Source organism: Chitinophaga varians, assembly GCF_014529945.1.
Lineage (GTDB): Bacteria > Bacteroidota > Bacteroidia > Chitinophagales > Chitinophagaceae > Chitinophaga > Chitinophaga varians.
In genome coordinates, this window is the sequence record NZ_JACVFB010000003.1 from 622,947 (window position 1) to 648,344 (window position 25,398).

Genomic DNA, 25,398 nt, shown 5'->3' on the forward strand with positions numbered 1-25,398 from the left:
AAACATTGCGCTTTAAACCGTTATTTCTTTTTCTTTTTGAACATCTCCAACATACGGTCTGTTACCACGAAACCGCCCACCACATTGACCGTACCCAGAATTACCGCCAGGAAGCCCAGTATCAGTGCGAGATAGTTGTCCTTCTCCGCCTGTCCCATGACGATGATCGCACCGATGATCACCACTCCGTGAATAGCATTGGCGCCGCTCATCAGCGGCGTGTGCAATACGGAAGGTACCCGTGAAATCACCTCCACTCCCAGGAAAATGGAGAGGATCACGATATAGATCAGCTCTATATGTTGTTGAAAAAAAGATAGAATATGTTCCATGCTTGCGGTATTTGATTAGTCGGTACAGTCCGGTGCCATTCAGCTTTGTACGCTGCTGGTGGCCGGCTTCGCGCTTTTCAGGCGCTCGTGAAGGATTTCACCGTTATGGGTGATGCAGGCGCCCCGCACAATGTCATCCTCCAAATTCAACTGCAGGTTTCCCTCTTTGGTTAGTATGAGTTTCAGAAAATTGAAAACGTTTTTAGCGTATAGTTTGCTGGCATCTGCCGGCATGGAGGCGGCAAGATTGGAATCTCCGATGATGGTAACACCCTGATAATGCACGGTTTCATTGTTTCGGGTAAGGGCGGTGTTACCTCCTGTGGAAGCGGCCAGGTCTACGATGACAGCACCGCTGCGCATCTGGTCGAGCATAGGTTGCGTCACCAGCACCGGCGCTTTTTTACCCGGTATCTGGGCCGTGGTGATCACGATATCTGCTTTGGCAATACTTTCTGCGATTTTAGCCTGCTGTTTCTGTTGATAGTCCTCATTTTGCTCTACCGCATAACCACCGGCAGCAGAAGCATCTGCGGCGCCATCCACTTCCACGAAGCGGGCACCCAGGCTCATCACCTCTTCTTTTACGGCCGGCCGGGTATCAAACACTTCCACCACGGCCCCCAGCCTTCTGGCGGTGGCAATGGCCTGGAGGCCGGCCACCCCGGCGCCCAGTATCAGCACTTTGGCCGGCGCAATACTGCCCGCGGCCGTCATAAACATGGGAAAATAACGGGAATAGCTATACGCTGCCAGCAATACCGCCTTATAACCGGCAATATTGGCCTGGGAACTGAGCACGTCCATCACCTGCGCCCGCGTGGTGCGGGGAATAGCATCGAGGCTCAGCGCTGTAAGCTGTTGGGTGGCCCAAAATGCTACCTCTTCAGGACGGAATAGCGGCTGTAATACGCCCAGGATCACTTTCCCGGCGGGTATCTGTGCCGCCAGCTCCCGCGGTGGCGGCTGTAGCGTAAAAATAATGTCTGACTGGGAAAGAATTTCAGCGGCAGTTTTGATCTGCGCGCCCGCCTGCATATAGGCGTCATCGTTATAGAAAGCCTGTGCGCCGGCACCCTGCTCCACCCACACGGTTACCGACATCTGCTGCAGCTGCTTCACGATTTCAGGGGTGAGGGACACCCTGGGTTCGCCGTTTTTTTCTTTTAAAATTCCTGCAATCATCTGGTGGAAATTTATAATGGAATTTAAAGAAAAAAACGGCAACTACGAAACAAAATCGTTGATTAATTTTTCTTCAGCGTATCCGCCAGCGACGCAGCATGCTGTATCAGCGCAGGTAAGGCCACTCCCTGCACAAAATTGCTTCTGACCAGGATACCGGGATAGTTATGCTCCATCGTGGCAACAGCGCTGCGCAACTTTGCATGTCCGATGTTCAGCTGGGGGATCGCCTGCTGTATAAAGCTGAAATGCTGCATCACCGGGGCAGCCGTCAGCCCCAGCAGGGAACGGATCTCTTTGATTACTGTTTCCTGCAACTGCGCGATGCCCAGCTCATCGAAATAATGCTCCTGGCGGGAACCGCCTGTAAATACGGTCAACAGCAGCTTTCCGGCTGGTGCTTTATGCGGGAAGATGGCAGAATTGCAGATGGCGCCGAGGAAATGCAGCTTCTCTGCATCCGGTACGAGGAAACCAAAGCCTTCCAGCGGCTGCGGCAGGGCGCTGGCGTCAAAGCCCAGGTGCAGTACGCCCATACGCGGATAATATACCTGTTGCAATAAGGCAGCCAGGCCCTGGTCCAGCCCCGCGAGCTGCCGCCCGGCAGTATAGGCCGGCGTAGTCAGGATGATACGGTCAGCCTCCAGCACCGTTTCACCGCCATGCTCTTCACCAATCACCTGATAACCGCCAACGGGGGAAACCGCAATATTTTTTACGGTACACTCAAAACGTACCGGTGTTTGCAACTTCTCCTGCAGACGCCGCGTCAGTGTTTGATTACCACCGGCCAGGCTGATGATTTTACGGCCCGCCATCACGCCTTTCTCTTTCATGAGGCCCTTGGTGACGCTACCGTATTCCCTTTCCCAGCGCGGCAAAGCAGGCAACACTTCGCTGATGCTCATCAGGTCTGGATTACCGGCATAGATACCGGATAATATCGGGTCAAATAAATAATCGGCTATTTCTTTATTGAACCGGCGCTCCACAAAATGAGTCACCGTCTCTTCTCCCTGTACAGGCGCAGGTTTGCGGAAACGTTCTGTAAAAAGTCGCCATTTGCTGCCACGACTGATATAATCAGAACCCATGATCTTGAACGGGTGGGGCGACACAGCATGCAACCGGTTGTTTCTCACCAGAAAGCGGTTTTTGCTGACAGCAGCGGCAGGCTGTATCTCCTGCTCCAGCCCGATTTCCTGCAGGAACGCCATCGTTTCCGGCGTAGCAGCAATCGTATTCGGGCCAGCGTCCAGTTCAAAGCCTTCTTTATTGAATGAGTGTATCACACCACCGCTATGACTGGCTGCTTCGAGCACCTGATAAGGCACGGCTCTTTTTTGCAGCTCATAGGCGATGCTCAGGCCGGAAATACCGGCCCCGATGATCAAAACGGGTTTCTGTGGCATATGGACAAGATTATACGGTTTCCGCTTGCATGATCTGGTGGCAGTACTTAACGATAGCGTTTACCCACATCGGATGTACATTCAGACAGGGGATCATGGTGAAACTATCACCACCATTGCTCATGAACGAATGTTTTCCTTCTACTGCAATTTCTTCCAGTGTTTCCAGACAATCAGATACAAATGCCGGGCATACTACCAGCAGCTTTTTCTTTCCCTCTTTGGGCAATGTCTCCAACAATCCTGCTGTATAAGGTTTCAGCCATTCTTCACGACCGAGGCGTGACTGGAAAGAGATACCCCATTTCTCACGGGGCAGTCCCAGTTTAGCTGCCACCAGTTCTGCTGTTATCGTCACCTGATGCCGGTAACAATACTGGTGTGCCGGCGATTTCACATGACAGCAGTCTGTCACCTTCATACAATGATGCCCTGTCACATCACCTTTGCGGATATGCCGCTCCGGTACGCCGTGGTAGCTGAACAACACATAGTCATAGTTCTGTTGCAGGAACGGACGCATACTTTCTGCTACGGCATCGATGTAGGCAGGCTCATCATAGAATGGAGGAATGATAGAAAGCCTGAACTTATATTTTTTCTTCTTGTAGATTTCTTTTGCATACTCCGCCGCTGTTTCATAGGAAGACATTGCGTAATGCGGATATAAAGGCAGCACGATCACCTCTTTGAGCTGTGGGTTCTTTTTCAGCAAATTGTCAAATGCCTCTTCCGGATGCGGATTACCGTAACGCATGGCTATCTCCACCGGTACGTCCATATCATGCTGCACAGCCGCCTGCAATTGTTTGGTCAGGACGATCAACGGAGAGCCATCTTCCCACCAGATAGAAGAATAAGCTTCGGCGGACTTCTCAGCACGGCGCGGGACAATGATCCCTTCTATCAGTATTTTACGGAACAGCCATGGATAGTCAATCACACGCTTGTCCATCAGAAACTCCAGCAGATAACGTTTTACATCAGGAACTGCCGTGCTATCGGGTGACCCCAGGTTCATCAGAATAATGCCAACTTCAGATTTAGATACCATGTGCTTTATAAATTGTTGCAAAAGTAAATAACAAATCCACATAAAATGCTTTTTCAGAAAGGGGCCTGTAAGCCCTGCTCCCGGCCCAAATGTCATGTGTTTGTAATGAATGCGGTGGTATTTTTCGTATATTCGTGCGGTCATCCGCCACAGTACCCAAAGCATGCAAAACCTGATAAAAATCATTTTTTCGTCGTACAGAACACCAGTAGGAGAAATGACACACTAATGACAGCCTAAACCCTTTTGTTTGCGGCGTATCCAAGTATTTTTGCAGCCGGAAGCTTATTCAAGAACATGCAGGTCAGTCACTCAAAAGAAATAGCAAATTTTCATATCGTTGGGATCAACTATAAGAAAACAGACGCTGCTATCAGGGGATTATACGCCATTAATCCGGCCCAATACCAACAACTCCTGGAGCATGCCAGGACTGTGCAATTAGATGATCTCTTTGTACTCTCCACTTGTAACAGAACCGAGATATACGGGTTCGCCAATACACCTGGTGACCTGTTGGATTTGTTGTCCCGTGAAACCAACGGCGATCGTGTACAGCTGGAAGAACTGGCGTACATCAAATCCGGTGAAGAAGCCATTCGTCATCTGTATCAGGTAGGCACTGGTCTCGACTCCCAGATCCTCGGTGATTATGAGATCATCGGCCAGATACGCAATGCCGCCAAATTCGCTAAAGCACAACAGTGCCTCGGCAGTTTCCTGGAAAGACTGGTCAACAGCGTATTACAAGTCTCCAAACTGATCAAGACAGAAACCGGCCTTAGCAAAGGCACCGTATCAGTGGCATTTGCTACGGTACGCCTGCTCGAACGCCAATGCCCGGACATCCGCGATAAAAAAGTTGTACTGGTAGGTGTAGGCAAAATAGGCCGCAACACCTGCAAGAACATGATAGAATACCTGGGCGTAAAAGAGGTGACCCTCATTAACCGCACCCTCCAGGTGGCAGCCGATTTTGCGAACCAGCACGGACTGCGTTATGCGCCTTATGAAAATATGGTCGCTGAAATGCAGGCTGCTGACGTGGTACTCGTAGCCTCCAATGCCCCCGAACCTACGGTACTGGCATCCCACTTCCATCAGTCCTCTCCCAAACTGATCGTCGATCTCTCCATTCCTTTCAATGTGGAATCGGCAGTAGGCGATCTGGAACATATCTCCCTGATCAACGTCGACGAGCTGTCGAAAGTACAGGACGAAACCCTGCAAAACAGGCTGGGTGAAGTTCCCAAGGCCCTTGCCATCATCGATGAGCACATGGCCGAATTCCTGTATTGGTACAAAATGCGCAAACATGCCGTAGTACTCAAGGCGGTCAAAGACAAATTGCAGGAGATACATACCCGCGAAATACAACAACAGAAAAACGGCTCCGGCTATAAAGTGGAAGACATGGAACAAGTGTCCTCCCGTATTATCCAGAAAATGATCAATCTCATGGCAGGTAAGGTCCGCAAGGAAACTGACAAAAGCGACCTGTATATCGCCATGATCAATGATATTTTTGAGGCAGGAGTCAAGCAGGACTAATCATCATGGACAAAATTATCAGGATAGGCACAAGAGAAAGCCAGCTGGCCTTATGGCAGGCTCACCAGGTTAATGACCTGCTTACCGCACAGGGCTATAAAACAACGCTGGTGCCCATCAAAAGCGAAGGCGATATCGACCTCGTTACTCCCCTGTACGAAATCGGTGTACAAGGCATCTTCACCAAAAGCCTCGATCTGGCGTTATTGAACAACCGCATCGACATTGCCGTTCACTCTTTCAAAGACGTGCCCACACAGCTGCCGCAACAAATTGTGCAGGCCGCCGTACTGAAGCGCGGACCGGTAAAAGATCTGCTGGTATATAAAAACGATACGTCTTTCCTCGATCAGCCGGACTATGTGGCCCACATCGCCACCAGCAGCGTACGCCGCAAAGCACAGTGGCTGCGGAAATATCCGCAACACCAATTGCACAACCTGCGCGGCAACGTCAACACCCGCCTGCAAAAGCTCGCAGCTGAAAACTGGGACGGTGCTATCTTCGCTGTAGCCGGACTGGAAAGGATCAATGTACGCCCTGCTAACTCCATCGATCTCGACTGGATGCTGCCCGCTCCCGCACAAGGCGCGGTGGTGGCCGTATGTCGTGAAGACGATACTTTCTGCCGGGAAGCCTGTGCCGCCTTTAACGATGCGGAAACAGCCCTGTCCACTCATATTGAACGTGAATTCCTGCGCACCCTGATGGGCGGATGCACCACCCCTATCAGCGCATATGCTCAAATACAAAACAACACCGTACACTTCAGCGGAGAACTCTGCAGCCTCGATGGCTCCCGGTTCTTTAGCATCAGCCGCGAAGTGGCAACAGAACAGGCACAACACCTCGGCCAATCCGCCGCGGAAGAAATCATGGCCCAGGGTGGCGCTGAAGTAGTAGCTGAAATCAGAAATGCCAAATAATGTCAAATACCGTGTATTGTGTACCAGGCCCTTGTCTGGCAACCTGATCACCGAAGCCGGTGATCACGGTATTGCTGTCGATGTACAGGATTTTATTCAGATAAAACCACTGATCAACAATGACCTTGTGGGGGATGAAAACATCTCGCGCATATTCGGTCATCATACCGATACACCGCTTGTCTTTACCAGTGCACATGCGGTAAATATTTTTACCAAATACTACCTTCATCAGTACGCTACTTTTTATATCATCGCCAATCCCATTTGTTGTATAGACGGCAACACCAAAAAACTGCTTCAACAAAAGCTGCCCAATAATAAAATACTGGCAGAAGCCTCTTACGGCAAAGATCTGGCAGCCGCCATCATTGCATTAGGCAATGTAAACGAAGTGCATTTTTTCTGTGGAAACCAGCGCAGGGATGAACTACCGCAAAGTTTACGCGACGCCGGCATCACAGTCAACGAGTACGTGATCTACGAAAACATTGCCACCCCTACAGTAGTGGCCGATGAATACGATGGGATCCTGTTCTTTAGTCCCAGTGCGGTAAAAAGCTACTTTTCAGCCAACAGGTTACCGCTAAAAACCGTTTGTTTTGCGATTGGCAGCACAACCGCCACCCTGCTGAGGGAATATACCGATAACAAAATCATCATGTCGCCCGCTACCGGGGAAGACCACATGATGCAAACAGCTATATTTTACTTTAACAACATTAACTGCTACGAATGAGCGCATTGAAGAATGATTTATTGCTGAAGGCCCTTAGAGGCGAAACTGTTTCCCGCACCCCCGTATGGATGATGCGTCAGGCAGGCCGCTATTTACCGGATTATATCAAACTGCGTGATAAATATAGCTTCTTTGAACGCTGTGAAAATCCTGAACTGGCCACTGAAATTACCGTGATGCCGGTTGACCAGGTTGGTGTTGATGCCGCTATCATTTTCTCCGATATCCTCGTGGTGCCGCAGGCAATGGGCATGGAAGTACAACTCGTGGAAAAAGTAGGTCCCCTGCTGCCACAACCGGTAAAAAGCGCGCAGGACCTTCAACGTTTATGCGTTCCCGATGTACACGAAAGGCTGCATTATGTATTCGATGCCCTGAAGCTCACCAAACAAACCCTCGCCGGCCGCGTGCCGCTGATCGGTTTCGCCGGCGCGCCCTGGACATTACTCTGTTATATGGTACAAGGCAAAGGCTCCAAAACTTTTGATGAAGCCAAAGCTTTCTGTTACCAGCAACCTGCTGTAGCCCATCAGCTGCTGCAGATGATCACCGATACTTCCATCGCTTATCTGAAAGCACAGGTAGCAGCCGGTGCAGACACTGTACAGATATTCGATTCCTGGGGAGGCCTGCTCAGCCCGCAGGACTTTGAAGTCTTCTCCCTGCAATACATCCGTCAGATCGTGGCGGCGATGAAAGATGTTTGTCCGACTATCGTATTCGCCAAAGGCGCCTGGTTCGCCCTCGAAGACATGGCTGCCACCGGCGCCCATGGCCTCGGCATCGACTGGTGCATCAAACCGGAACTGGCCCGCCAGTTTGCCGGCGACCATATCACCCTGCAGGGCAACTTCGATCCGGCTAAACTGCTGGCGCCCATTCCTGAAATTGAAAAATCAGTGAAGGAAATGCTGAAAGGTTTCGGCCGTCAGCGCCATATCGCCAACCTCGGCCACGGCATCCTGCCGAATGTACCGGTAGATCATGCCAAAGCATTTGTTGAAACTGTTAAAGCACACGGCTAAACATACCATGAGCATCCAAAACGAATTCATCACCTTTATACGGGGCCTGCAGGACGAAATATGCAGCGCCTTTGAAAAAATAGATGGGAAAGCCACCTTCCGGGAAGACCACTGGGAACGCCCCGGCGGTGGCGGCGGCCGCTCCCGCGTGATCGCCGATGGCAACGTGTTTGAAAAAGGCGGCGTCAGCACCTCCGTAGTACATGGCGACCTTCCCGAAGTGATGGCGCAACAGTTTGGTGTGACCAACAGCAAATTCATGGCCTGCGGCATCTCCCTCGTGATACACCCGCTCAACCCGTTCGTGCCTACCGTACACGCCAACTTCCGCTATTTCGAATTATACGATCAGGAAGGACAGCTGAAAGACAGCTGGTTTGGCGGCGGCGCCGACCTCACGCCGTACTATCTCGAAGAAAAAGACGGCAGCCACTTCCACCGCACCTTCAAAGAAGCCTGTGACGCCTTCGGCACAGACCTCTACCCGAAATACAAACAACATTGCGATGAATATTTCGTGAATAAACACCGCCATAACGAAGCCCGTGGTATCGGCGGTATCTTCTACGATTACCTCCGTCCCAATGCGGAAAAAACTGCCGAAGAGCTCTTCGCCTTCTCCAAAGCCAATGGCAACGCTTTTCTGAAAGCATACCTGCCCATTGTGGAGAAAACCAAAGACATCCCCTATACAGAAGCCCACAGAAGCTGGCAGGCGTATAGACGTGGACGTTATGTGGAATTCAATCTTATCCACGACCGGGGCACTTTGTTCGGGCTGAAAACCAATGGCCGTACAGAGTCGATCCTCATGAGCCTTCCGCCTGTAGCCCGCTGGGAATACGATTTCCATCCGGCCCCCGGCAGTCCCGAGGCACAACTCGTGGAATGGCTGAAGCCACGCGACTGGATTAACATTTAATCATTTAGAAATTTGATTATTTGCTTATTTGATTGAAGCGGATAAATTGAGGCGGTGAAATTGGATATGGATAGATATGGTCTCTGGTTAGGGTTTTATTGATAGATTTGTCAATAACAAGTTTGTTAACCAAAACCCAACCAAATGAACAAATATCAACTCCAGGAGAGGACGAAAAAATTTCATATTGATGTGATACGTCTTTGTGAAGTATTACCCAAAAATATCGCTGCTTATGAAATAGCAAAACAGCTGATAAGATCAGCGGGTAGTGTCGGAGCCAATTATAGAGCAGTCTGTCTATCTAAATCACAAACCGACTTTGTTTATAAAATTAAAGTCGTACTGGAAGAAGCGGATGAATCTTTGTATTGGTTGGAGATCTTAAAAGAAACTGGTATTGCAGATCATATATCGTTAATTAATCCTTTGCTAACAGAGGCTAAAGAATTGGTGTTCATATTCAGTGCTTCAAGAAAAAAAGCAAATGACACCTTAACGAAACAAAATATCAAAATAGCCAAATAAAAAAATTGAAAATATGATGTTAAGAAGAAACCGAATATTACGCACCTCCCCTGCCATTCGCGCAATGGTAGCAGAAACAATATTGCGGCCGAGCGATTTCATCGCCCCGCTGTTTGTAACTGAAGGAGAAAATGTGCAGGAAGAGATCAGCTCGATGCCCGGCTATTTCCGGTATTCACTGGACCTCACTATCAGAGAGGCCAAAGAATTATGGAGCCTCGGCATCAAAAGTGTATTGCTTTTTGTGAAAGCACCCGATAGTGTTAAAGACAACAAAGGCACCGAAGCAGTGAATCCGAACGGATTAATGCAACGTGCTATCCGCGGCATCAAAGATGCTGTTCCGGATATGGTGGTGATGACAGACGTAGCGCTGGACCCTTACTCTTCCTACGGCCATGATGGTATCGTGGAAGGCACAGAAATCGTGAACGATCCTACCGTGGAAGTACTGGCCCGCATGAGCCTCAGCCATGCACAGGCCGGCGCCGATTTCGTGGCGCCCAGCGATATGATGGACGGTCGCATCCTCGCTATCCGCAACATCCTCGAAGAAAACGGTTTCGATAAAACAGGTATCATGGCCTATAGCGCCAAATACGCCTCCTGCTTCTACGGTCCTTTCCGTGACGCGCTGGACTCCGCTCCCGGCTTCGGCGATAAAAAGACCTATCAGATGGACTACGCCAATTCCCGCGAAGCGATCAAGGAAACACTGATGGACATTGAAGAAGGGGCCGATATCGTGATGGTGAAACCTGCTATGGCTTACCTGGATATCATGCGCATTATCAAAGACCGTACGACCGTTCCCGTTAGCGCTTATCATGTCAGCGGCGAATATGCCATGATCAAGGCAGCGGCAGCCAACGGCTGGCTCGACGAGAACAAGGCCATTCTGGAAAGCATGACCAGCATCAAACGTGCCGGCGCCGACCTGATCGCCACCTATTTCGCAAAAGATGCCGTAAGACTGCTGAACGCTTAATTCAGTATCTTGCAATAAGAAAATAAAAAAATAACTACATAAAATAGTTTCCTTTCATGTACAGCTACAGCAAAAGTGAAATGTTATTCGGGAAAGCCAAAGAGGTCATCCCCGGCGGCGTAAACTCCCCCGTGCGTGCATTCAAAAGCGTAGGTGGTGTACCGGTATTCATGCAGCGCGCCCAGGGTCCCTTCATGTATGATGTGGACAGCAACAGGTATATTGATTATATCAATTCCTGGGGTCCTATGATCCTCGGCCATGCTTATGAACCAGTGGTAAAAGCCATCCAGGAATATGCCGCCTTCTCCACTTCCTTTGGCGCGCCTACAGAACTGGAAATAAAAATTGCGGAGCTCATTGTGAGCATGGTCCCCAATATCGACATGGTCCGTATGGTGAACTCCGGTACCGAAGCCTGTATGACAGCCCTCCGGCTGGCTCGTGGCTATACCGGCCGCAACAAATTCATCAAATTTGAAGGTTGTTATCATGGTCATGCTGATGCATTCCTGGTAAGCGCCGGCAGCGGCGTAGCCACGCTCGGTATCCAGTCCGTTCCCGGTGTCACCGCTACGGTGGCCGATGACACGCTGACGGCGCCGTACAACAACCTCCCTGCGGTAGAGCAGCTGATCGCCGACAATCCGGAGCAGATCGCCGCCATTATCGTAGAGCCAGTGGCTGGCAATATGGGCTGTATCCTGCCCCAGCCGGGCTTCCTGGAAGGGCTGCGCCAACTGTGCGATGCCAATGGTATCCTGCTCATCTTTGATGAAGTGATGACCGGCTTCCGCCTCGCCCGCGGTGGTGCACAGGAACTGTTCGGTATCCGTGCTGATCTGGTTACTTTCGGTAAAATCATCGGCGCCGGTATGCCCGTAGGCGCAGTGGCAGGTCCTAAAGCCATCATGGAGAATCTGGCGCCCGCCGGAAAAGTGTACCAGGCAGGTACCCTGAGCGGCAACCCTATCGCCATGATCGCCGGCTACACGCTGTTGCAGACACTGAACGACAATCCGGTGATCTACCAGCAGCTACAGGAAAAAGCCGATTATCTGGTGAGCGGTCTCCGGGAAGCCTTTGGCGCATCCGGCAGCGTTTATCAGATCAATACCCTGGGCTCCATGCTCAGCGTGCACTTTACCGAATATCCGATTATTGACTTCACCAGCGCCTCCGCTGCCAATAACGAATTATTCCGGCGCTTCTTCCATGCCATGCTCGAACGCGGCGTATACCTGCCACCATCAGCGTTCGAAAGCTGGTTTATGTGTAATGCGCTGACCACAGAAGAACTCGATGCCACCATACAGGCTGCTAAGTCAGCCATGCTGGCCATCAAACAATAGTTAAGAATTAAATCCTGTGCTGAGTGGAAGGGTTGGCTTACGCCAACCCTTTTTTATACGCTTTTCAAAAAGGTAACATACCGGTTATCAAATAACCAAATAAGCAAATCAAAAAATAGGACTATTTTTGTGCCCGATGCGTATGCCGTCACACATACTCAAACGTTGGATGTTTGTTTGTCTGCTGATGATAACCCAGCTGACAGCAAGCGTGCTGCCCTCGATGGCAGCGCACAAACACCTGTTGTTTGAACAGATCCACCGGCAGGCCGCCCTGGAAGATTCCCTGGAGGACCTCGCCGCCAAACTGCCTCCTCAACTGGAAACAGATGATGCCGATGATGATCTGGAATGCATACACGCTACCAAACACCGCCGTAAAACGCGGTACTACCTCAGCGCTTCTTCCCAACAATTTAGTATAGCCACCCGCGTAGCTTATATAGAGGGCGGCAACCTTTCCCAATATTGTCTAATCAAAGAAAATTTGCCCGGCGAATATGGCCGGCAAAAGGCTTTTTTACCCGCCTACTACAGTTTTCTTTTCCGGTTTACCCCCTTCTGAGTACCTGTCTCCTTTAGTTTTTATTGTTTTTCTTTTTTCATTTTTCAGGAAGATGACAACCATCGCCGCTATTTGACGCGGAATGAGCCTTCCTATGTGTTGAACTAAAACTTTCCGGCTTACCCCGGAAACAATACTGTTATATCTATGCGTCAAAATACAGGGATTTACGTATCGCTGCTCGCGTTATTCGTGGCAGGCTGCGTTACCAAAGGAGAAAGTACCGGAAACGAGGAACTGAAATCATTGCCTGTTACCAGTCTTACGGTAAAGGACACCATGCTGCATCGCACATATGTTACCGATATACAAGCCGTTCAGAACGTGGAGATACGTGCCCGTGTGAGTGGTTTTCTCGATAAAATTTATGTGGATGAAGGACAGGAAGTAAAAAAAGGACAGCTGCTGTTCGGCATCAACGATGCGGAATATAGTGCAGAACTGACCAAAGCCAAGGCTGTCCTCAGCAACATGGTAGCGGAAGCAAAATCAGCTTCGCTGGAGCTGGAACGTGTGAAAATGCTGGTAGAGAAAAAAGTCATCGCCGCCTCCGAGCTGGAAGTGGCCAAGGCCCGCCTGGCCGCAGCGCAGGCTAAAATAGACGAAGCCCGCTCTGCGGAAAGCAATGCTGCCATGCGTCTCTCCTACACCAGCGTCCGCGCGCCCTTCGATGGCATCATCGACCGTATACCACTGAAAAAAGGAAGCCTGATCAGTGAAGGCGCCCTGCTGACCACCGTGTCAGACACCCGCGAAGTATACGCTTACTTCAACGTATCCGAAACAGAGTATCTCCAATACAGCAAAGCCATCGCCAAAGGCGACAACAGCTACAACCAGGTACACCTGGTACTCGCCGATGGCAGTGATTATTCCAACGTCGGCAAAATCGAAACCATGGAAAGCGAATTTGAAGAGAACACCGGTTCCATCGCTTTCCGGGCCCGCTTCCCCAACCCCGCCAAACTCCTGAAACATGGCGCCAGCGGCAAAGTACGGCTCACCACAGAAATGGACAGCGCTATCATCATCCCGCAAAAAGCGGTGTTTGAAATGCAGGACAAAAACTATGTCTTCGTGGTAGACGCCTCCAACAAGGTAACGATGCGGAACTTCGTTCCGCAAGCCCGGTTCTCTCATTTCTACATCGTAAAATCCGGCCTTAAACCCGGTGAACGCATCGTATGCGAAGGCGTGCGCAACATCCGCGACGGCGTACAGATCGCCCCCCGCACGGTGCCGATGGACAGTCTGCTGAGAATATAAATCACCCTGCTTATTAGCTGTAAAAGAGAGATCAATGTTTGAAATATTTATTAAAAGACCGGTGTTATCACTGGTCATATCGCTTATTATCACACTGGTAGGCCTGCTGGCGCTTTTCACGCTGCCGGTCACCCAGTTCCCGGATATCGTGCCGCCCTCGGTAACCGTTACCGCCAAATATACCGGCGCCAACGCCGAAGTAGCGGCCAAAGCAGTGTCTACACCACTGGAACGCGCCATCAACGGGGTTCCCGGCATGACTTACATGTCGTCCGTTTCCAGTAACGATGGTATCACTGTCATACAAGTGTTCTTCCAGGTAGGAATTGACCCCGACCAGGCCGCGGTAAACGTGCAAAACAGGGTCGCCACCATTATCGATGAATTACCGGAAGAGGTAATTAAAGCCGGTGTGACCACCGAAAAAGAAGTGAACAGTATGCTGCTGTATCTCAACGTGATGAGTGAAGACACCTCACTGGACGAGCAGTTCATCTACAACTTCGCCGATATCAACGTATTGCAGGAACTGAAACGTATTGACGGGGTAGGTCGCGCCGAAATCATGGGCGCCAAGGAATACGCCATGCGTATCTGGCTGAAGCCCGACCGCATGCTGGCCTACAACGTATCTTCCGATGAAGTCATCGACGCCATCCGCAAACAAAACATCGAAGCCGCTCCCGGTAAAACCGGTGAAAGCTCCGATAAAAATCCCCTGCTGCTGCAATATGTGCTCCGCTATACCGGCAAGTTCTTTGAACCGGAACAATACAGGCAGATCGTTCTGAGGGCCGGCGCCGACGGATCGGTGCTCCACCTCAAAGACGTGGCAGACGTGGAATTCGGTGCCCTCACTTATAGCATGGTATCCAAAACAGATGGTAAACCCTCTGCTTCCATCATGCTCAAACAAAGGCCCGGCTCCAATGCCCGCGAGGTAATCAACAACGTGAAGAAGAAGATGGAAGAGATGAAAAACACCTCTTTCCCTCCAGGCATGACCTACAACTTCAACTACGACGTGTCCCGCTTCCTCGATGCCTCCATCCATGAAGTGGTACGCACCCTCTTTGAAGCTTTCCTGCTGGTGTTTATCGTAGTGTTCATCTTCCTCCAGGATTTCCGGTCTACGCTCATCCCCGCACTGGCCGTACCGGTAGCCCTGATCGGTACGCTCGCCTTTATGCAGATGATGGGCTTCTCTATCAACCTGCTCACGCTCTTCGCGCTGGTACTGGCGATCGGTATCGTGGTGGACAACGCCATCGTGGTGGTAGAAGCGGTGCACGTAAAAATGAGTGAAGACCATCTCCCGCCCATGCAGGCTACTATTGCCGCCATGCGGGAAATCAGCGGCGCACTGGTGGCTATCACCCTGGTGATGTCGGCCGTGTTTATACCCGTGGCCTTCCTCTCCGGACCGGTGGGCGTATTCTACCGCCAGTTCTCCCTCACGCTCGCTATCTCCATCGTCATATCCGGCATCAATGCCGTAACGTTAACGCCTGCACTCTGTGCTATCATGCTCAAAGACACGCATGGCCAACCACGTAAAAAGAACCTGCTGCAGCGGTTCTTCAATGGCTTCAACAAAGGATACAGCGCTACTGAAAATAAATACGCCAAACTGGTGAGCTTCATCGCCGGTCGTAAACTCATTACACTGATAGCCCTCGCGGGCTTCTTCGTGGCCACCTGGGGCGCCAGCGCCATCCTGCCTTCCGGCTTTATTCCCACGGAAGACCAGGGCATGATCTACGTCAACGTGACCGCCCCTCCCGGCGCCACAGTAGAACGTACCGAAGAAGTGCTGGACCAGATACAGGCCCTCGCTGCACAGCTGGAGGAAGTAGAATCCGTGTCCACCCTCGCAGGCTACAGCCTCGTAAACGAGGTGGCAGGCGCCTCCTATGGCATGGGCATGGTCAACCTCAAACCATGGGATGACCGTAAAGCCACTGTCAACGATATCATCGCCAAACTGCAAAAACTATCAGCCGGCATTGCGGATGCCAGCATCGAATTTTTCCCGCCACCTACCGTGCCCGGCTTCGGTAACGCCAGCGGCTTCGAACTGCGCCTGCTGGACCGTAGCGGCAGCGGCGATCTGCGGCAAACCGCCCATATCACCAACAACTTCATCGATGCGCTGAAGAAACGGCCGGAAATAGGCAGCGCCTTCACCAGCTTCGACGCCGAATTCCCGCAATATCTCATTCATGTGGACCAGGGCATGGCAGCCAAAAAAGGCGTCAGCATTGAAAATGCCATGAAAAACCTGCAAACACTGATGGGCAGCTACTACGCCTCCAACTTCATCCGCTTCGGACAGATGTACAAAGTGATGGTACAGGCAGATCCTGCCTACAGAGGCAAACCGGAAGACCTGCTAAAGCTGCATGTTAAAAATGATCGGGGAGAAATGGTGTCTTACGCCGACTTCGTCAAACTGGAACGCGTATACGGACCAGAACAGCTCACCCGCTACAACATGTACACCGCCGCCATGATCAACGGTGACGCCGCCCCCGGATATAGCAGCAGTCAGGCTATTGAAGCAGTACAGGAAGTGGCCGCCAAAGAACTGCCGAGAGGCTTCAGCTATGAATGGAGCGGCATGACCCGTGAACAGATCCTCTCCGGTAACCAGGCGATATACATCTTCGCCATCGTATTGGTGTTCGTATACCTGTTGCTGGCCGCACAGTATGAGAGCTTTTTATTGCCACTGCCGGTATTACTCTCGCTGCCGGCGGGTATTTTCGGGGCTTTCATCTCGCTGAAACTGGTAGGACTGGAAAACAATATCTACGCACAGGTAGCACTGGTTATGCTGGTGGGCCTGCTCGGGAAAAACGCGATCCTCATCGTCGAATTCGCGATTCTGCGTAATAAACACGGTGCATCCATCCTTGATGCCGCCAAAGAAGGCGCGGTGTCCAGGCTGCGACCTATTCTGATGACTTCCTTCGCCTTTATCGCCGGCCTGATCCCGCTGTGTATCGCTTCAGGCGCAGGTGCGATGGGCAACAGGTCCATTGGTACCGCTGCTGCCGGCGGCATGCTGATAGGCACCATCTTCGGTGTCATTATCATCCCCGGCCTCTATGTGCTGTTTGCCTCCATGATTCCGAAAAAGAAAGTTGAACTGAAAGCTTACACCAATGAATAAACGAATATATCAATATGCGCTGGGTGCCTGTCTGCTGACAGGTGCCGGCGCCTGCACCACCCAGAAAGAACTGCAGCTGCCGGAACGTACAGTCGCTCCCGTTACTACCGCGCCGGCTGCTGATACCTTATCGCTGGCAAGCTTCGACCGCATTTTCCAGGACCAGTACCTGAAAAATCTGGTAGACAGTGCCCTGCTGAATAACTATGACCTGCTGGCCGCCTCCCGCCGTATCTCCGCTGCGCAGACTAACCTGATGATGGCACGCAACGCATGGCTGCCTTCCGTCAATCTTTCATTGACGGCCGGAGTAGATCACTTCGCGGACTACACCATGACCGGTGTCGGTAACTTCGATACCAACAAATCGCCCAACATCAACGACGACCAGCGCGTGTCTGACCCTACCCCTGAATACTTCGCCGGTATCAGAAGCTCCTGGGAGATAGACATCTGGGGTAAACTGAAGCAGCAACGCCACGCTACCATGGCGCGTTTCCTCGCCACCAGTGAGGCACGCCGCCTGCTCACCACACAAATTGTGGCAGGCGTTACCGGCCTTTATTATGAGCTGCTGGCCATGGACAACGAACTGGTGATCATCCGCCGTAACATCAAATTGCAGGAGACCGCAGTAGCCACGGTGCATATCCAGAAAGATGCCGGTCGCGCTACCGAACTGGCCTTACAGCAGTTCACCGCACAACTGCTGAGCACACAAGCGCTGGAATTTGGCGTGAAACAGGAAATTGCCGCCCTCGAAAATCAGCTCAATGCGCTGATGGGCAGACTGCCGCAACATATTGAGCGTAGCGCTGTGGCGGATCTGGTAGATACCACCAACCTGCCGCCGGTTGTCCCCTCCGGTATTCCGGCCAATCTGTTATTACATCGTCCGGATATCCAACGGGCGGAGCTGGAGCTGAGCGCTACCAAGGCCGATGTAAAAGCCGCCAGGGCCGCATTTTTCCCGGGACTGACCATTACGCCGTATGCCGGGTTCAACGCTTTCAAAGCAGGGCTGTTATTTAAAACACCCGCCTCCATTGCATGGGGCGCACTGGGCAGCATCACTGCTCCCATCTTCAATAAAAAACAACTGAAGGCACAGTACAATATTTCTACCGCTAACGCCTATACGGCATTCTATGAATATCAACAGGCTATTGTGAATGGTTATCAGGAAGTGGCCACCGCACTGAACAAAGTAGAAAACCAGCACCAGGCGTTTTCCCTCAAATCCAAAGAGGTACTGGTGTTGCAGCAGGCCGTGTCTACCGCCAATATCCTTTTTACCACAGGATATGCCAACTATCTGGAAGTGATCACTGCCCAGAAAAGTGTGCTGGAAGCGGAACTGGCGTTGGTGAATACACGGAAAGGCGTGTACCAGGGACTGGTGTCGCTGTATAGGTCTCTGGGAGGTTCCGCACGTTAATAGTGGATTGTTTTAGATAGATGATCACCTGAAGAGTAGAATGGCAGATTGGAGTAAGGATGAGTGTGATGAATAAAACCTTCTTAAGGATGGACAAAGTGATGTTGGTTTGACCCGGAAGGTTTTATAGAGCGAAGCCCCTGACTGTATGGTCAGGGGCTTTTTATTTTTACATCTGCCGGGATGTATTATTTCTTTTTATGAGAAAACAGCCATCGGAAGAGATCTGGTTCTACAAACACATTATCCCAGCTGTTGTGGCCTACGCCAGGGTATTCTGTGTATCTGTACTCCGCACGCAATGATTTCAGTTTCGCGTCATATACCCGGGAACCATCTACCGGCACTACGCCGTCCGCATCACCGTGGAAGATCCAAACCGGCACTTTACGGGCAAAACGGCCGGCTTCCGCAACGTTGCCTGCACCGCAGATAGCGAATGCCGCGGCGAACAATCCCGGTCTTTTGGTGATCATGTAGAAAGTGCCCATGCCACCCATAGACAGGCCACCGATATACACTCTTTTTGTATCGATTTTTCCGGTGCCCAGCAGGCTGTCGAGCAGCACATTGAGCGCGGCGGTGGCGGGCGGCGCCGGGGCGTCCAGCGGAAAGTCTGCGCTGATGATCTTGCCGGCGCTGTCACGTTTGAAAGTCATGGGGGCCCAGGAGCTGCCGGAAGGGCATTGCGGTACCAGCACAAAGGCCGGATAGTTGGTCCGCAGGCTGTCGCGCAGGAACATGGTGCCGCCATGCAGCAGCTGTGCATTGTTGTCATACCCCCGCTCTCCGGCGCCGTGCAGGAAAACGATCAACGGGTATTTTTTATGTGTGTCGTAATTGGCGGGCGTCAGCAGGCGGTAGCGCAGGGTGTCACCGTGATGGTAATAGGTTTCATAGCTGAAAGCGTCCAGCTCCTGTGCCCGGCTGTGTATGGCGGCCAGCAGGAGGCAACAACAAAAGAACAGGTATCTGCAGTAGTTCATATGAGGAATTTGTTCCTAATATACTACCCGCCGACCGGTATTTTTAAATTTTTTTAATATTTCAGCGTGAAATGTTGCTTCACTTTGAAGTCCTTCCGGAAAAACACCAGCCCGATAAAAAACAGGTCGATGGTCATGGTCACCTGCGGGTGGTCCTGAATGGTATGCCAGGCCGCTTCCATGTCCGGGGTCCAGTGGATATCATCGAAAATCAGGAGGGAGTATTCGTGCACATGCCGGAGACAGTGCTCAAAATAGGCCAGTGTAGGCTCTTTACGGTGGTTCCCGTCGATGTACACCCAATCGGGCCGCTGTATCTGTCGGAGCACGTCCGGCAGTACCGTATCAAAATTGCCCGTTACCTGGGTGATATTGTCGAGGTGCAGCGCATCGAAGTTTTTGCGGGCTCTGGCAGCAATATTAGGACAGCCTTCGATCGTATATACGTGGGCATCAGGGGCCGCCTTAGCCATATAGGCAGAGGAAAGGCCCATAGAAGTGCCTAATTCGAGCAATTGTTTCGGTTGGAGGTATTGCACCAACCGATAAAACAACTGCCCGAATTTAGGTTGTTTGGCAGCGTAACGGGTAATGTCGCTGACTTTCCGTTCATTGCCGGAAGAAATAAGGGAACCGGCCCCCAGGTCGGTGACCTGAAGGGTTTCGGTGCTAGCCAGTAACTGTTTGCGCAGCTGTTCTATCTCGCCGAAGGCGGCATGACGGGTCTTATCCAGCAATACGTCTTCTATAAGGGAGAAAACGAAAGGGGAATGAACATCATGACGGTTACCGGAGGTAAAATAATACCGGATGTATTTGGTAGCTAATCGATACTGCTGCGCTAAACTCACTGACTATACGAATTTTTTAATAAATCTTTCCTTTAAGAAGGCCCCACATATGCAAACGGTGCTGTAAAGACACCCTTAACACACCAAGGCCATAAATGGCGCTCCGTTTGAAGTTGATGCTGGATGCTTCTTCAAAGTATTTGGTGGGGCAGGTTATTTCCGCAATATCGTATCCTTTCATGAATATCTGCGAAATCATTTCATTATCAAAGACAAAGTCATCACTATTGGCCATGTAATTGATATTTTTCAACACTTCTCCCGAAAAGGTGCGATAGCCGGTGTGGTATTCGCTCAGCTTCTGACCGATCAGGATATTCTGGGTCAGCGTCAGCATACGGTTGAAGATATATTTATACATCGGCATACCTCCTTTCAGCGCGCCTTTACCCAGAATACGGGAGCCAAAAACCACCGGGTACAGCCCGTTGGCAATGATACTGCACATGGCAGTGATCAGCTTGGGCGTATATTGGTAATCCGGGTGAAGCATCACCACCACATCGGCACCCAGTTCCAGCGCCTTGTTATAGCAGGATTTCTGGTTACCGCCATATCCTTTGTTATTATCGTGGCGGATCAGGTGTTTAATCCCCAATTGTCTTCCAATTTCCAGGGTCTCATCTTTACTGGCATCGTCTACCAGTACCACATCGTCTACGATGTCGAAAGGGATTTCCCGGAACGTCTTTTCCAGTGTAAGTGCTGCGTTGTAGGCCGGTAACACAACCACTATCTTTTTGTCATTCAGCATGAAAAGTGGATCAAATTTGGGTGCAAAGGTAACTCACCTGCTGATAATTCAAAATATATTGCTTAAATGCCCATGTGTACCACCTATCATGATTTAATTTTAACTATTATTAATTATTTATCTTTGTAGCTTGATGATTTTGGCATCATATTTTCTAAAATTTTTGTTAACAAAAAGCAAAAAGAACATGTTAAAACACCTACCAACGGAGATGAAGCATGGTAATGGTCTGGAGGCCACCCGTAATCATTCATTGCCGTTAGTACAGCCCGGAAAAAATTCCCGGACTTTCAAATGGATGAAAGTGCTGCCTGCACCCTTTATCTTTTTGTTAACCTTTCAGGCCGCACAAGCGCAGGACCCGGAATTAAAAGCCATCACCTCACCAGTCATCAAGACACAGGACACCACCATACGGAAACTGGTGGAAGAAATGCAGCGCATCACGGACAACGATAAAACGAATTCCAATGCCATCCAGGCCCTGCTGCAGGGTAAAGAGATCGATAACATGAGTAAGTACGATCTTATCAAAAATAATATCATCAACGCAAGTGAGACTTATTATCTGCTCAACAAAAAGATCATTGACCTGAAATCGCGTACCACCACCAATAACCTCGATGTATTCATTACCTCGCTCAACAACCCGGAAAGTAAGGCCTTAGGCTTTTCGCTGAGCGATCGCATCGTGGAACTGGTGGAAAAAATCATCCTGAAAAACAAATCCGATAAGGGCGAGAAAAATTCCAAGATCGTGGAGTCTACCAAGTCCATTATCAACAGCCCTATCTTCCAGAGCTTCACCTCACTGACACCACCGCTGGCCATCGCCAACTCGGTGATGAACTTCCTGCACAGCGTCAGCGTCAACAATAAACAGATCAATCAGAAGTCACTACAGGATTTTGAAAAGGAACTGAACAAATATGTAGTGTATTACACTGCACTGAATGATGCCAACCAGAAGTTTGAGTATGGCCTCAACTTCAACAAGGACCAGCTCAGCCTGTTGCAGGACAATCTGTTTGACCACCTGTCGTTTACCGCTACTTCCCTGAAGTTCCCGGCTCCGCAGAAAGGCGCCAAGCCGCTGAGCCAAACGATGAACGAGTATTTCTATGAGTTCAAAAAAGAAAAAGTGGTAGACTATTTTGGTCAGCTCGAAACAAAGTATACCAAAAACAAACGCATCGACTATGAGTCGCTGCTGCGGGAAAATCCCAATCTGAAAGAGGTGAACAATCAACTGGAAGACCTGGTGCTGCAAACCAAACGCTTTGAAAATCTTTATAACGAATACTTCACCCTGCTGGATTCCTATTACACGAAGGTGAACAATTCACTGAAGATTGCACAGGACAACGGACTGGCTGAAAAAAATATTATCGACAACAAACAGGCTGAGTTCCGCAACCTGAAAACCGATGCCGTACAGGAAATCCAGGCGTCTATCAACATCAGGGAACTGTACAGCAACACCGAAAAAATCAAATACCGCTACCGTATATTCTAATTACGAATTGCGAATTACGAATTGAGGGCTCTTTTATGGAAAGGTTACTTATTAACCGCTCTATAAGAAAGCCCTCAATTCGTAATTCGCAATTCGTAATTTGTAATTGTCTATCTATAGATTTTATCAATACCTTTGTAGTATGACAACGGTTCAATTGGAGTACATCGTTGCGGTAGACACCTACCGAAGCTTTGTGATAGCAGCGGAAAAATGCTTTGTTACACAGCCTACGCTGAGCATGCAGATACAAAAACTGGAAGATGAGCTGGGCATTAAACTGTTTGACCGCAGTAAACTGCCGGTGGTACCTACCGAAATAGGCATTGCTGTAATAGCGCAGGCCAGGATTATCCTGAAGGAAAACGCCCGGATCCGGGAAATCATCGCTGACCAGAAAAAGGAAGTACAGGGCAACCTGAAAGTAGGCATTATCCCTACGCTGGCGCCTTATCTTCTTCCCCGCATCCTGACGGGATTCATGAAGAAGTATCCCAAAGTAAAACTGGAAATCTGGGAATATCCTACCGAACAGATCATCCAACAGCTGAAGCAGGAGCTGCTGGACTGTGGGTTGCTGGCCACGCCGCTGCATAATCCTCATTTGGAGGAGCACCCGCTGTTTTATGAATCGTTTGTAGTGTATACCGCTAAGAGCAATCCGCTGTTTGAGAAGAAGATAGTGCGGGCAGAAGAGCTGGAGCTAAAAGATGTATGGCTGCTTAATGAAGGTCATTGCATGCGTAATCAGGTGCTGAATATCTGTAAGGATAAATTCACGATGGGTGAGCATAAAAACCTGGAATACAATACCGGCAGCGTAGAAACACTCAAACGAATGGTAGATCTGAATGAAGGATATACCATTTTACCGGAGTTGTCCCTGCAGGACCTCTCCAGCCGCCAGCTGAATATGGTCCGTTATTTTAAAACGCCTGAACCGGTAAGGGAGATCAGTCTTGTTACGCATCGTCATTTTATCAAACAGGCCCTGATAGAAGCCTTCAAAAAAGAGATACTGGCACATGTGCCGGAGAAGACCAAAGTGCAGAAGAACAAGAAGGTGATCGAGATAAACATGTAGTCATTTGATCATTTAGTTATTTAGATATTTAGATATTTTAAAAAAGCAGCGGAGAACACAAATATGAATGTGTTCTCCGCTGCTTTTTTAATATCCAAATGATTAAATAGCCAAATTATCTGGGTTTGTAGTACTTCATGGCTTCCGGCATCAATTGCTGGAGCTGTTGTACACGTCTGGCGTCGCTGGGGTGAGTGCTCATAAACTCCGGTGGTTTCTGACCGTTGCTCATATTAGCCATCCGTTGCCAGAAAGGAATGGATTCCTGTGGGTTGTAACCGGCCATGGCCATAAAGATAACACCGAGGTGATCTGCTTCCAGTTCATTGGCGCGGGAGAAAGCCATGATGCCGAGGTTACCGCCTACGCCAAAAGCCTGATTAAAGAGGTTAACCGCGGTAGGATTTTTACCCAGCGCTACGGAACCAGCTACCTGGATACCTTGTGCGATCAATCCCTGGCTCATACGTTCGTTACCATGACGAGCGATAGCGTGGGCAATTTCGTGACCCATTACACAGGCCAGTGCGGTTTCGTTCTGGGTTACAGGCAATAATCCGGTATATACCACCACTTTACCTCCCGGCATACACCAGGCGTTCACCTCTTTACTATCGACCAGGTTAAATTCCCATTTGTAATCAGCGATCTGGCTGCCCATGCCGTTTTGGTTCATGTAAGCTGTAACGGCGCCGGCAATACGTTGCCCTACCCTTTTCACCATTTCCGCGTCCCTGTTGCTGCTTTGTGACACTACTTTGTTGGAGGAGAGAAATGATTGGTATTCCTGGAGCGCCATAGATTGCATGGTGCTTTCGGGGAGCAGGTTTAACTGGCTACGTCCTGTTATAGGTACACGGGTACACGCTGCTAACAGTCCGATGCCGGCAGTAAAGATAAGTGCGATCTTTTTCATGGGTGAATCAAATTTATAATGCAGAAAAGCTTTATAATGCAGAAAAGCATAAAGCAAAAAGCGTGCACACTTTAGTTGGCCCGGCTTTCTGCTTTATGCTTTGAAGTTTATGACTAAAAAGTTGAATTAATGTTTTTCCTTTCTGTTCCTGAACAAAGGAACTTTACTCTCGTTGCCTTTCAACAGACGGGTAATGTTTTTCTGGTGTGTTAACACTACCATCAATGCCACTGCTATGGCGAAGATGCGATAGTATATTTCAGGTTCATTAAAGATATAGAGAATCAGGACAGGAAATGCGATGCTGGCGATGATAGAACTTAAAGACACATAACGGGTCAGGAAGAGGATCATCAGAAATACGCCTACGCAGCACAATGCCACTACCGGCTGAATGGCCAGTACCAGGCCGAACAGGGTAGCGATACCTTTACCGCCACGGAAGTTAGCCCAGATAGGGAAAATATGCCCTACTACCGCAGTCAGGCCCAGTCCGATCTGAAGGTTCACCAACTGGGTAAGGTGTTCGGGATCATGATAGTAAGATACGAGATATGCTAACCGTACAGCCAGTACACCTTTCAACATGTCTACCACCATCACAAAAGTTCCTGCTTTGGGGCCCAGTACCCGGAATGTATTGGTAGCACCGGCGTTACCGCTGCCATATTCCCTGATATCCATCCCGAAGACGCCTTTACTTACCCATACAGCTGTAGGAACAGAACCGATCAGATAAGCACAAAAAAGCAATAAAATTTCTGTCATCACTATAAGTTAGGATTGCTAAGATAACAAATTCTGTGTTAAAATTAAGCAAACATTAGAAAAGT

General features: G+C 49.9%; 23 protein-coding genes. 14 read left to right on the forward strand and 9 right to left on the reverse strand.

The window, feature by feature from the left end; all coding sequences use genetic code 11:
- Nucleotides 1-20: 20 nt before the first annotated feature.
- The 4 genes from ICL55_RS16935 to hemH form a co-directional block, all read right to left on the reverse strand.
- A complete protein-coding gene (locus tag ICL55_RS16935; protein ID WP_168872109.1) occupies nucleotides 21-332 on the reverse strand; it encodes an NAD(P) transhydrogenase subunit alpha part 2 in 312 nt (103 codons plus the stop codon).
- 39 nt (nucleotides 333-371) lie between these two features.
- Nucleotides 372-1,517 carry a Re/Si-specific NAD(P)(+) transhydrogenase subunit alpha gene (locus ICL55_RS16940; protein ID WP_188099364.1) on the reverse strand — a complete coding sequence of 382 codons (1,146 nt, stop codon included), beginning with the start codon at nucleotides 1,515-1,517 and terminating at the stop codon, nucleotides 372-374.
- A 62-nt stretch (nucleotides 1,518-1,579) separates the two neighbouring features.
- On the reverse strand, nucleotides 1,580-2,929 hold the full coding sequence (gene hemG / locus ICL55_RS16945; RefSeq protein WP_188099366.1) for a protoporphyrinogen oxidase: 1,350 nt from the start codon (nucleotides 2,927-2,929) through the stop codon (nucleotides 1,580-1,582).
- 10 nt (nucleotides 2,930-2,939) lie between these two features.
- On the reverse strand, nucleotides 2,940-3,983 hold the full coding sequence (hemH, locus tag ICL55_RS16950; protein WP_188099368.1) for a ferrochelatase: 1,044 nt from the start codon (nucleotides 3,981-3,983) through the stop codon (nucleotides 2,940-2,942).
- 297 nt (nucleotides 3,984-4,280) lie between these two features.
- On the opposite strand from hemH, the gene hemA reads away from it, so the two are divergent.
- The 12 genes from hemA (at nucleotide 4,281) to ICL55_RS17010 (ending at nucleotide 18,458) form a co-directional block, all read left to right on the forward strand.
- Nucleotides 4,281-5,534, forward strand: coding sequence for a glutamyl-tRNA reductase (hemA, locus tag ICL55_RS16955; RefSeq protein WP_188099370.1), 1,254 nt, complete (start codon nucleotides 4,281-4,283; stop codon nucleotides 5,532-5,534).
- A 5-nt stretch (nucleotides 5,535-5,539) separates the two neighbouring features.
- On the forward strand, nucleotides 5,540-6,460 hold the full coding sequence (hemC, locus tag ICL55_RS16960; RefSeq protein WP_188099372.1) for a hydroxymethylbilane synthase: 921 nt from the start codon (nucleotides 5,540-5,542) through the stop codon (nucleotides 6,458-6,460).
- A complete protein-coding gene (locus tag ICL55_RS16965; protein WP_188099374.1) occupies nucleotides 6,450-7,199 on the forward strand; it encodes a uroporphyrinogen-III synthase in 750 nt (249 codons plus the stop codon). Before hemC ends, ICL55_RS16965 begins: the two co-directional genes overlap by 11 nt.
- Nucleotides 7,196-8,224: a uroporphyrinogen decarboxylase gene (gene hemE / locus ICL55_RS16970; RefSeq protein ID WP_188099376.1), complete on the forward strand. Its 1,029-nt coding sequence runs from the start codon at nucleotides 7,196-7,198 to the stop codon at nucleotides 8,222-8,224. The genes ICL55_RS16965 and hemE overlap by 4 nt, the downstream gene beginning before the upstream one ends.
- 7 nt (nucleotides 8,225-8,231) lie before the next feature.
- Nucleotides 8,232-9,146 (forward strand): oxygen-dependent coproporphyrinogen oxidase, encoded by a 915-nt coding sequence (hemF, locus tag ICL55_RS16975; RefSeq protein ID WP_223151480.1) that lies wholly within the window; start codon nucleotides 8,232-8,234, stop codon nucleotides 9,144-9,146.
- Between the two features lie 144 nt (nucleotides 9,147-9,290).
- Nucleotides 9,291-9,674, forward strand: coding sequence for a four helix bundle protein (locus ICL55_RS16980; RefSeq protein ID WP_188099378.1), 384 nt, complete (start codon nucleotides 9,291-9,293; stop codon nucleotides 9,672-9,674).
- 13 nt (nucleotides 9,675-9,687) lie between these two features.
- Nucleotides 9,688-10,662 carry a porphobilinogen synthase gene (gene hemB, locus ICL55_RS16985; protein ID WP_246496410.1) on the forward strand — a complete coding sequence of 325 codons (975 nt, stop codon included), beginning with the start codon at nucleotides 9,688-9,690 and terminating at the stop codon, nucleotides 10,660-10,662.
- A gap of 56 nt (nucleotides 10,663-10,718) precedes the next feature.
- Complete coding sequence (gene hemL / locus ICL55_RS16990; RefSeq protein WP_188099379.1) at nucleotides 10,719-12,014, forward strand: glutamate-1-semialdehyde 2,1-aminomutase; 1,296 nt, start codon at nucleotides 10,719-10,721, stop codon at nucleotides 12,012-12,014.
- 142 nt (nucleotides 12,015-12,156) lie between these two features.
- The gene (locus ICL55_RS16995) at nucleotides 12,157-12,579 is read left to right on the forward strand and encodes a hypothetical protein (RefSeq protein WP_188099381.1); all 423 of its coding nucleotides are present in this window, start codon (nucleotides 12,157-12,159) and stop codon (nucleotides 12,577-12,579) included.
- Nucleotides 12,580-12,726: 147 nt separating this feature from the next.
- Entirely contained in the window at nucleotides 12,727-13,845 is a 1,119-nt protein-coding gene (locus ICL55_RS17000) for an efflux RND transporter periplasmic adaptor subunit (RefSeq protein ID WP_188099383.1), read from the forward strand.
- Between the two features lie 34 nt (nucleotides 13,846-13,879).
- Nucleotides 13,880-17,020, forward strand: a complete 3,141-nt coding sequence (locus ICL55_RS17005; protein WP_188099385.1) for an efflux RND transporter permease subunit — start codon at nucleotides 13,880-13,882, stop codon at nucleotides 17,018-17,020.
- The gene (locus ICL55_RS17010; RefSeq protein WP_188099387.1) at nucleotides 17,013-18,458 is read left to right on the forward strand and encodes a TolC family protein; all 1,446 of its coding nucleotides are present in this window, start codon (nucleotides 17,013-17,015) and stop codon (nucleotides 18,456-18,458) included. The genes ICL55_RS17005 and ICL55_RS17010 overlap by 8 nt, the downstream gene beginning before the upstream one ends.
- Nucleotides 18,459-18,646: 188 nt before the next feature.
- Here ICL55_RS17010 and ICL55_RS17015 read toward each other — a convergent pair whose 3' ends face one another.
- From ICL55_RS17015 to ICL55_RS17025, 3 genes are read right to left on the reverse strand one after another with little or no spacing between them, the layout of a single operon-like run.
- Nucleotides 18,647-19,444, reverse strand: a complete 798-nt coding sequence (locus tag ICL55_RS17015) for a carboxylesterase family protein (protein WP_188099389.1) — start codon at nucleotides 19,442-19,444, stop codon at nucleotides 18,647-18,649.
- A gap of 53 nt (nucleotides 19,445-19,497) precedes the next feature.
- A complete protein-coding gene (locus ICL55_RS35585) occupies nucleotides 19,498-20,295 on the reverse strand; it encodes a class I SAM-dependent methyltransferase (RefSeq protein ID WP_188099392.1) in 798 nt (265 codons plus the stop codon).
- A gap of 16 nt (nucleotides 20,296-20,311) precedes the next feature.
- Nucleotides 20,312-21,049 carry a glycosyltransferase family 2 protein gene (locus ICL55_RS17025; protein WP_188099395.1) on the reverse strand — a complete coding sequence of 246 codons (738 nt, stop codon included), beginning with the start codon at nucleotides 21,047-21,049 and terminating at the stop codon, nucleotides 20,312-20,314.
- A gap of 187 nt (nucleotides 21,050-21,236) precedes the next feature.
- On the opposite strand from ICL55_RS17025, the gene ICL55_RS17030 reads away from it, so the two are divergent.
- Together ICL55_RS17030 and ICL55_RS17035 are read left to right on the forward strand one after the other, a co-directional pair.
- Nucleotides 21,237-22,565, forward strand: coding sequence for a hypothetical protein (locus tag ICL55_RS17030; protein WP_188099397.1), 1,329 nt, complete (start codon nucleotides 21,237-21,239; stop codon nucleotides 22,563-22,565).
- 142 nt (nucleotides 22,566-22,707) lie between these two features.
- Complete coding sequence (locus ICL55_RS17035; RefSeq protein ID WP_188099398.1) at nucleotides 22,708-23,649, forward strand: hydrogen peroxide-inducible genes activator; 942 nt, start codon at nucleotides 22,708-22,710, stop codon at nucleotides 23,647-23,649.
- A 115-nt stretch (nucleotides 23,650-23,764) separates the two neighbouring features.
- Here ICL55_RS17035 and ICL55_RS17040 read toward each other — a convergent pair whose 3' ends face one another.
- Both ICL55_RS17040 and plsY read right to left on the reverse strand, forming a co-directional pair.
- Nucleotides 23,765-24,565 (reverse strand): M48 family metallopeptidase, encoded by an 801-nt coding sequence (locus ICL55_RS17040; RefSeq protein ID WP_188099401.1) that lies wholly within the window; start codon nucleotides 24,563-24,565, stop codon nucleotides 23,765-23,767.
- A 126-nt stretch (nucleotides 24,566-24,691) separates the two neighbouring features.
- Nucleotides 24,692-25,333 carry a glycerol-3-phosphate 1-O-acyltransferase PlsY gene (gene plsY, locus ICL55_RS17045; RefSeq protein ID WP_078667324.1) on the reverse strand — a complete coding sequence of 214 codons (642 nt, stop codon included), beginning with the start codon at nucleotides 25,331-25,333 and terminating at the stop codon, nucleotides 24,692-24,694.
- Nucleotides 25,334-25,398: the final 65 nt, after the last annotated feature.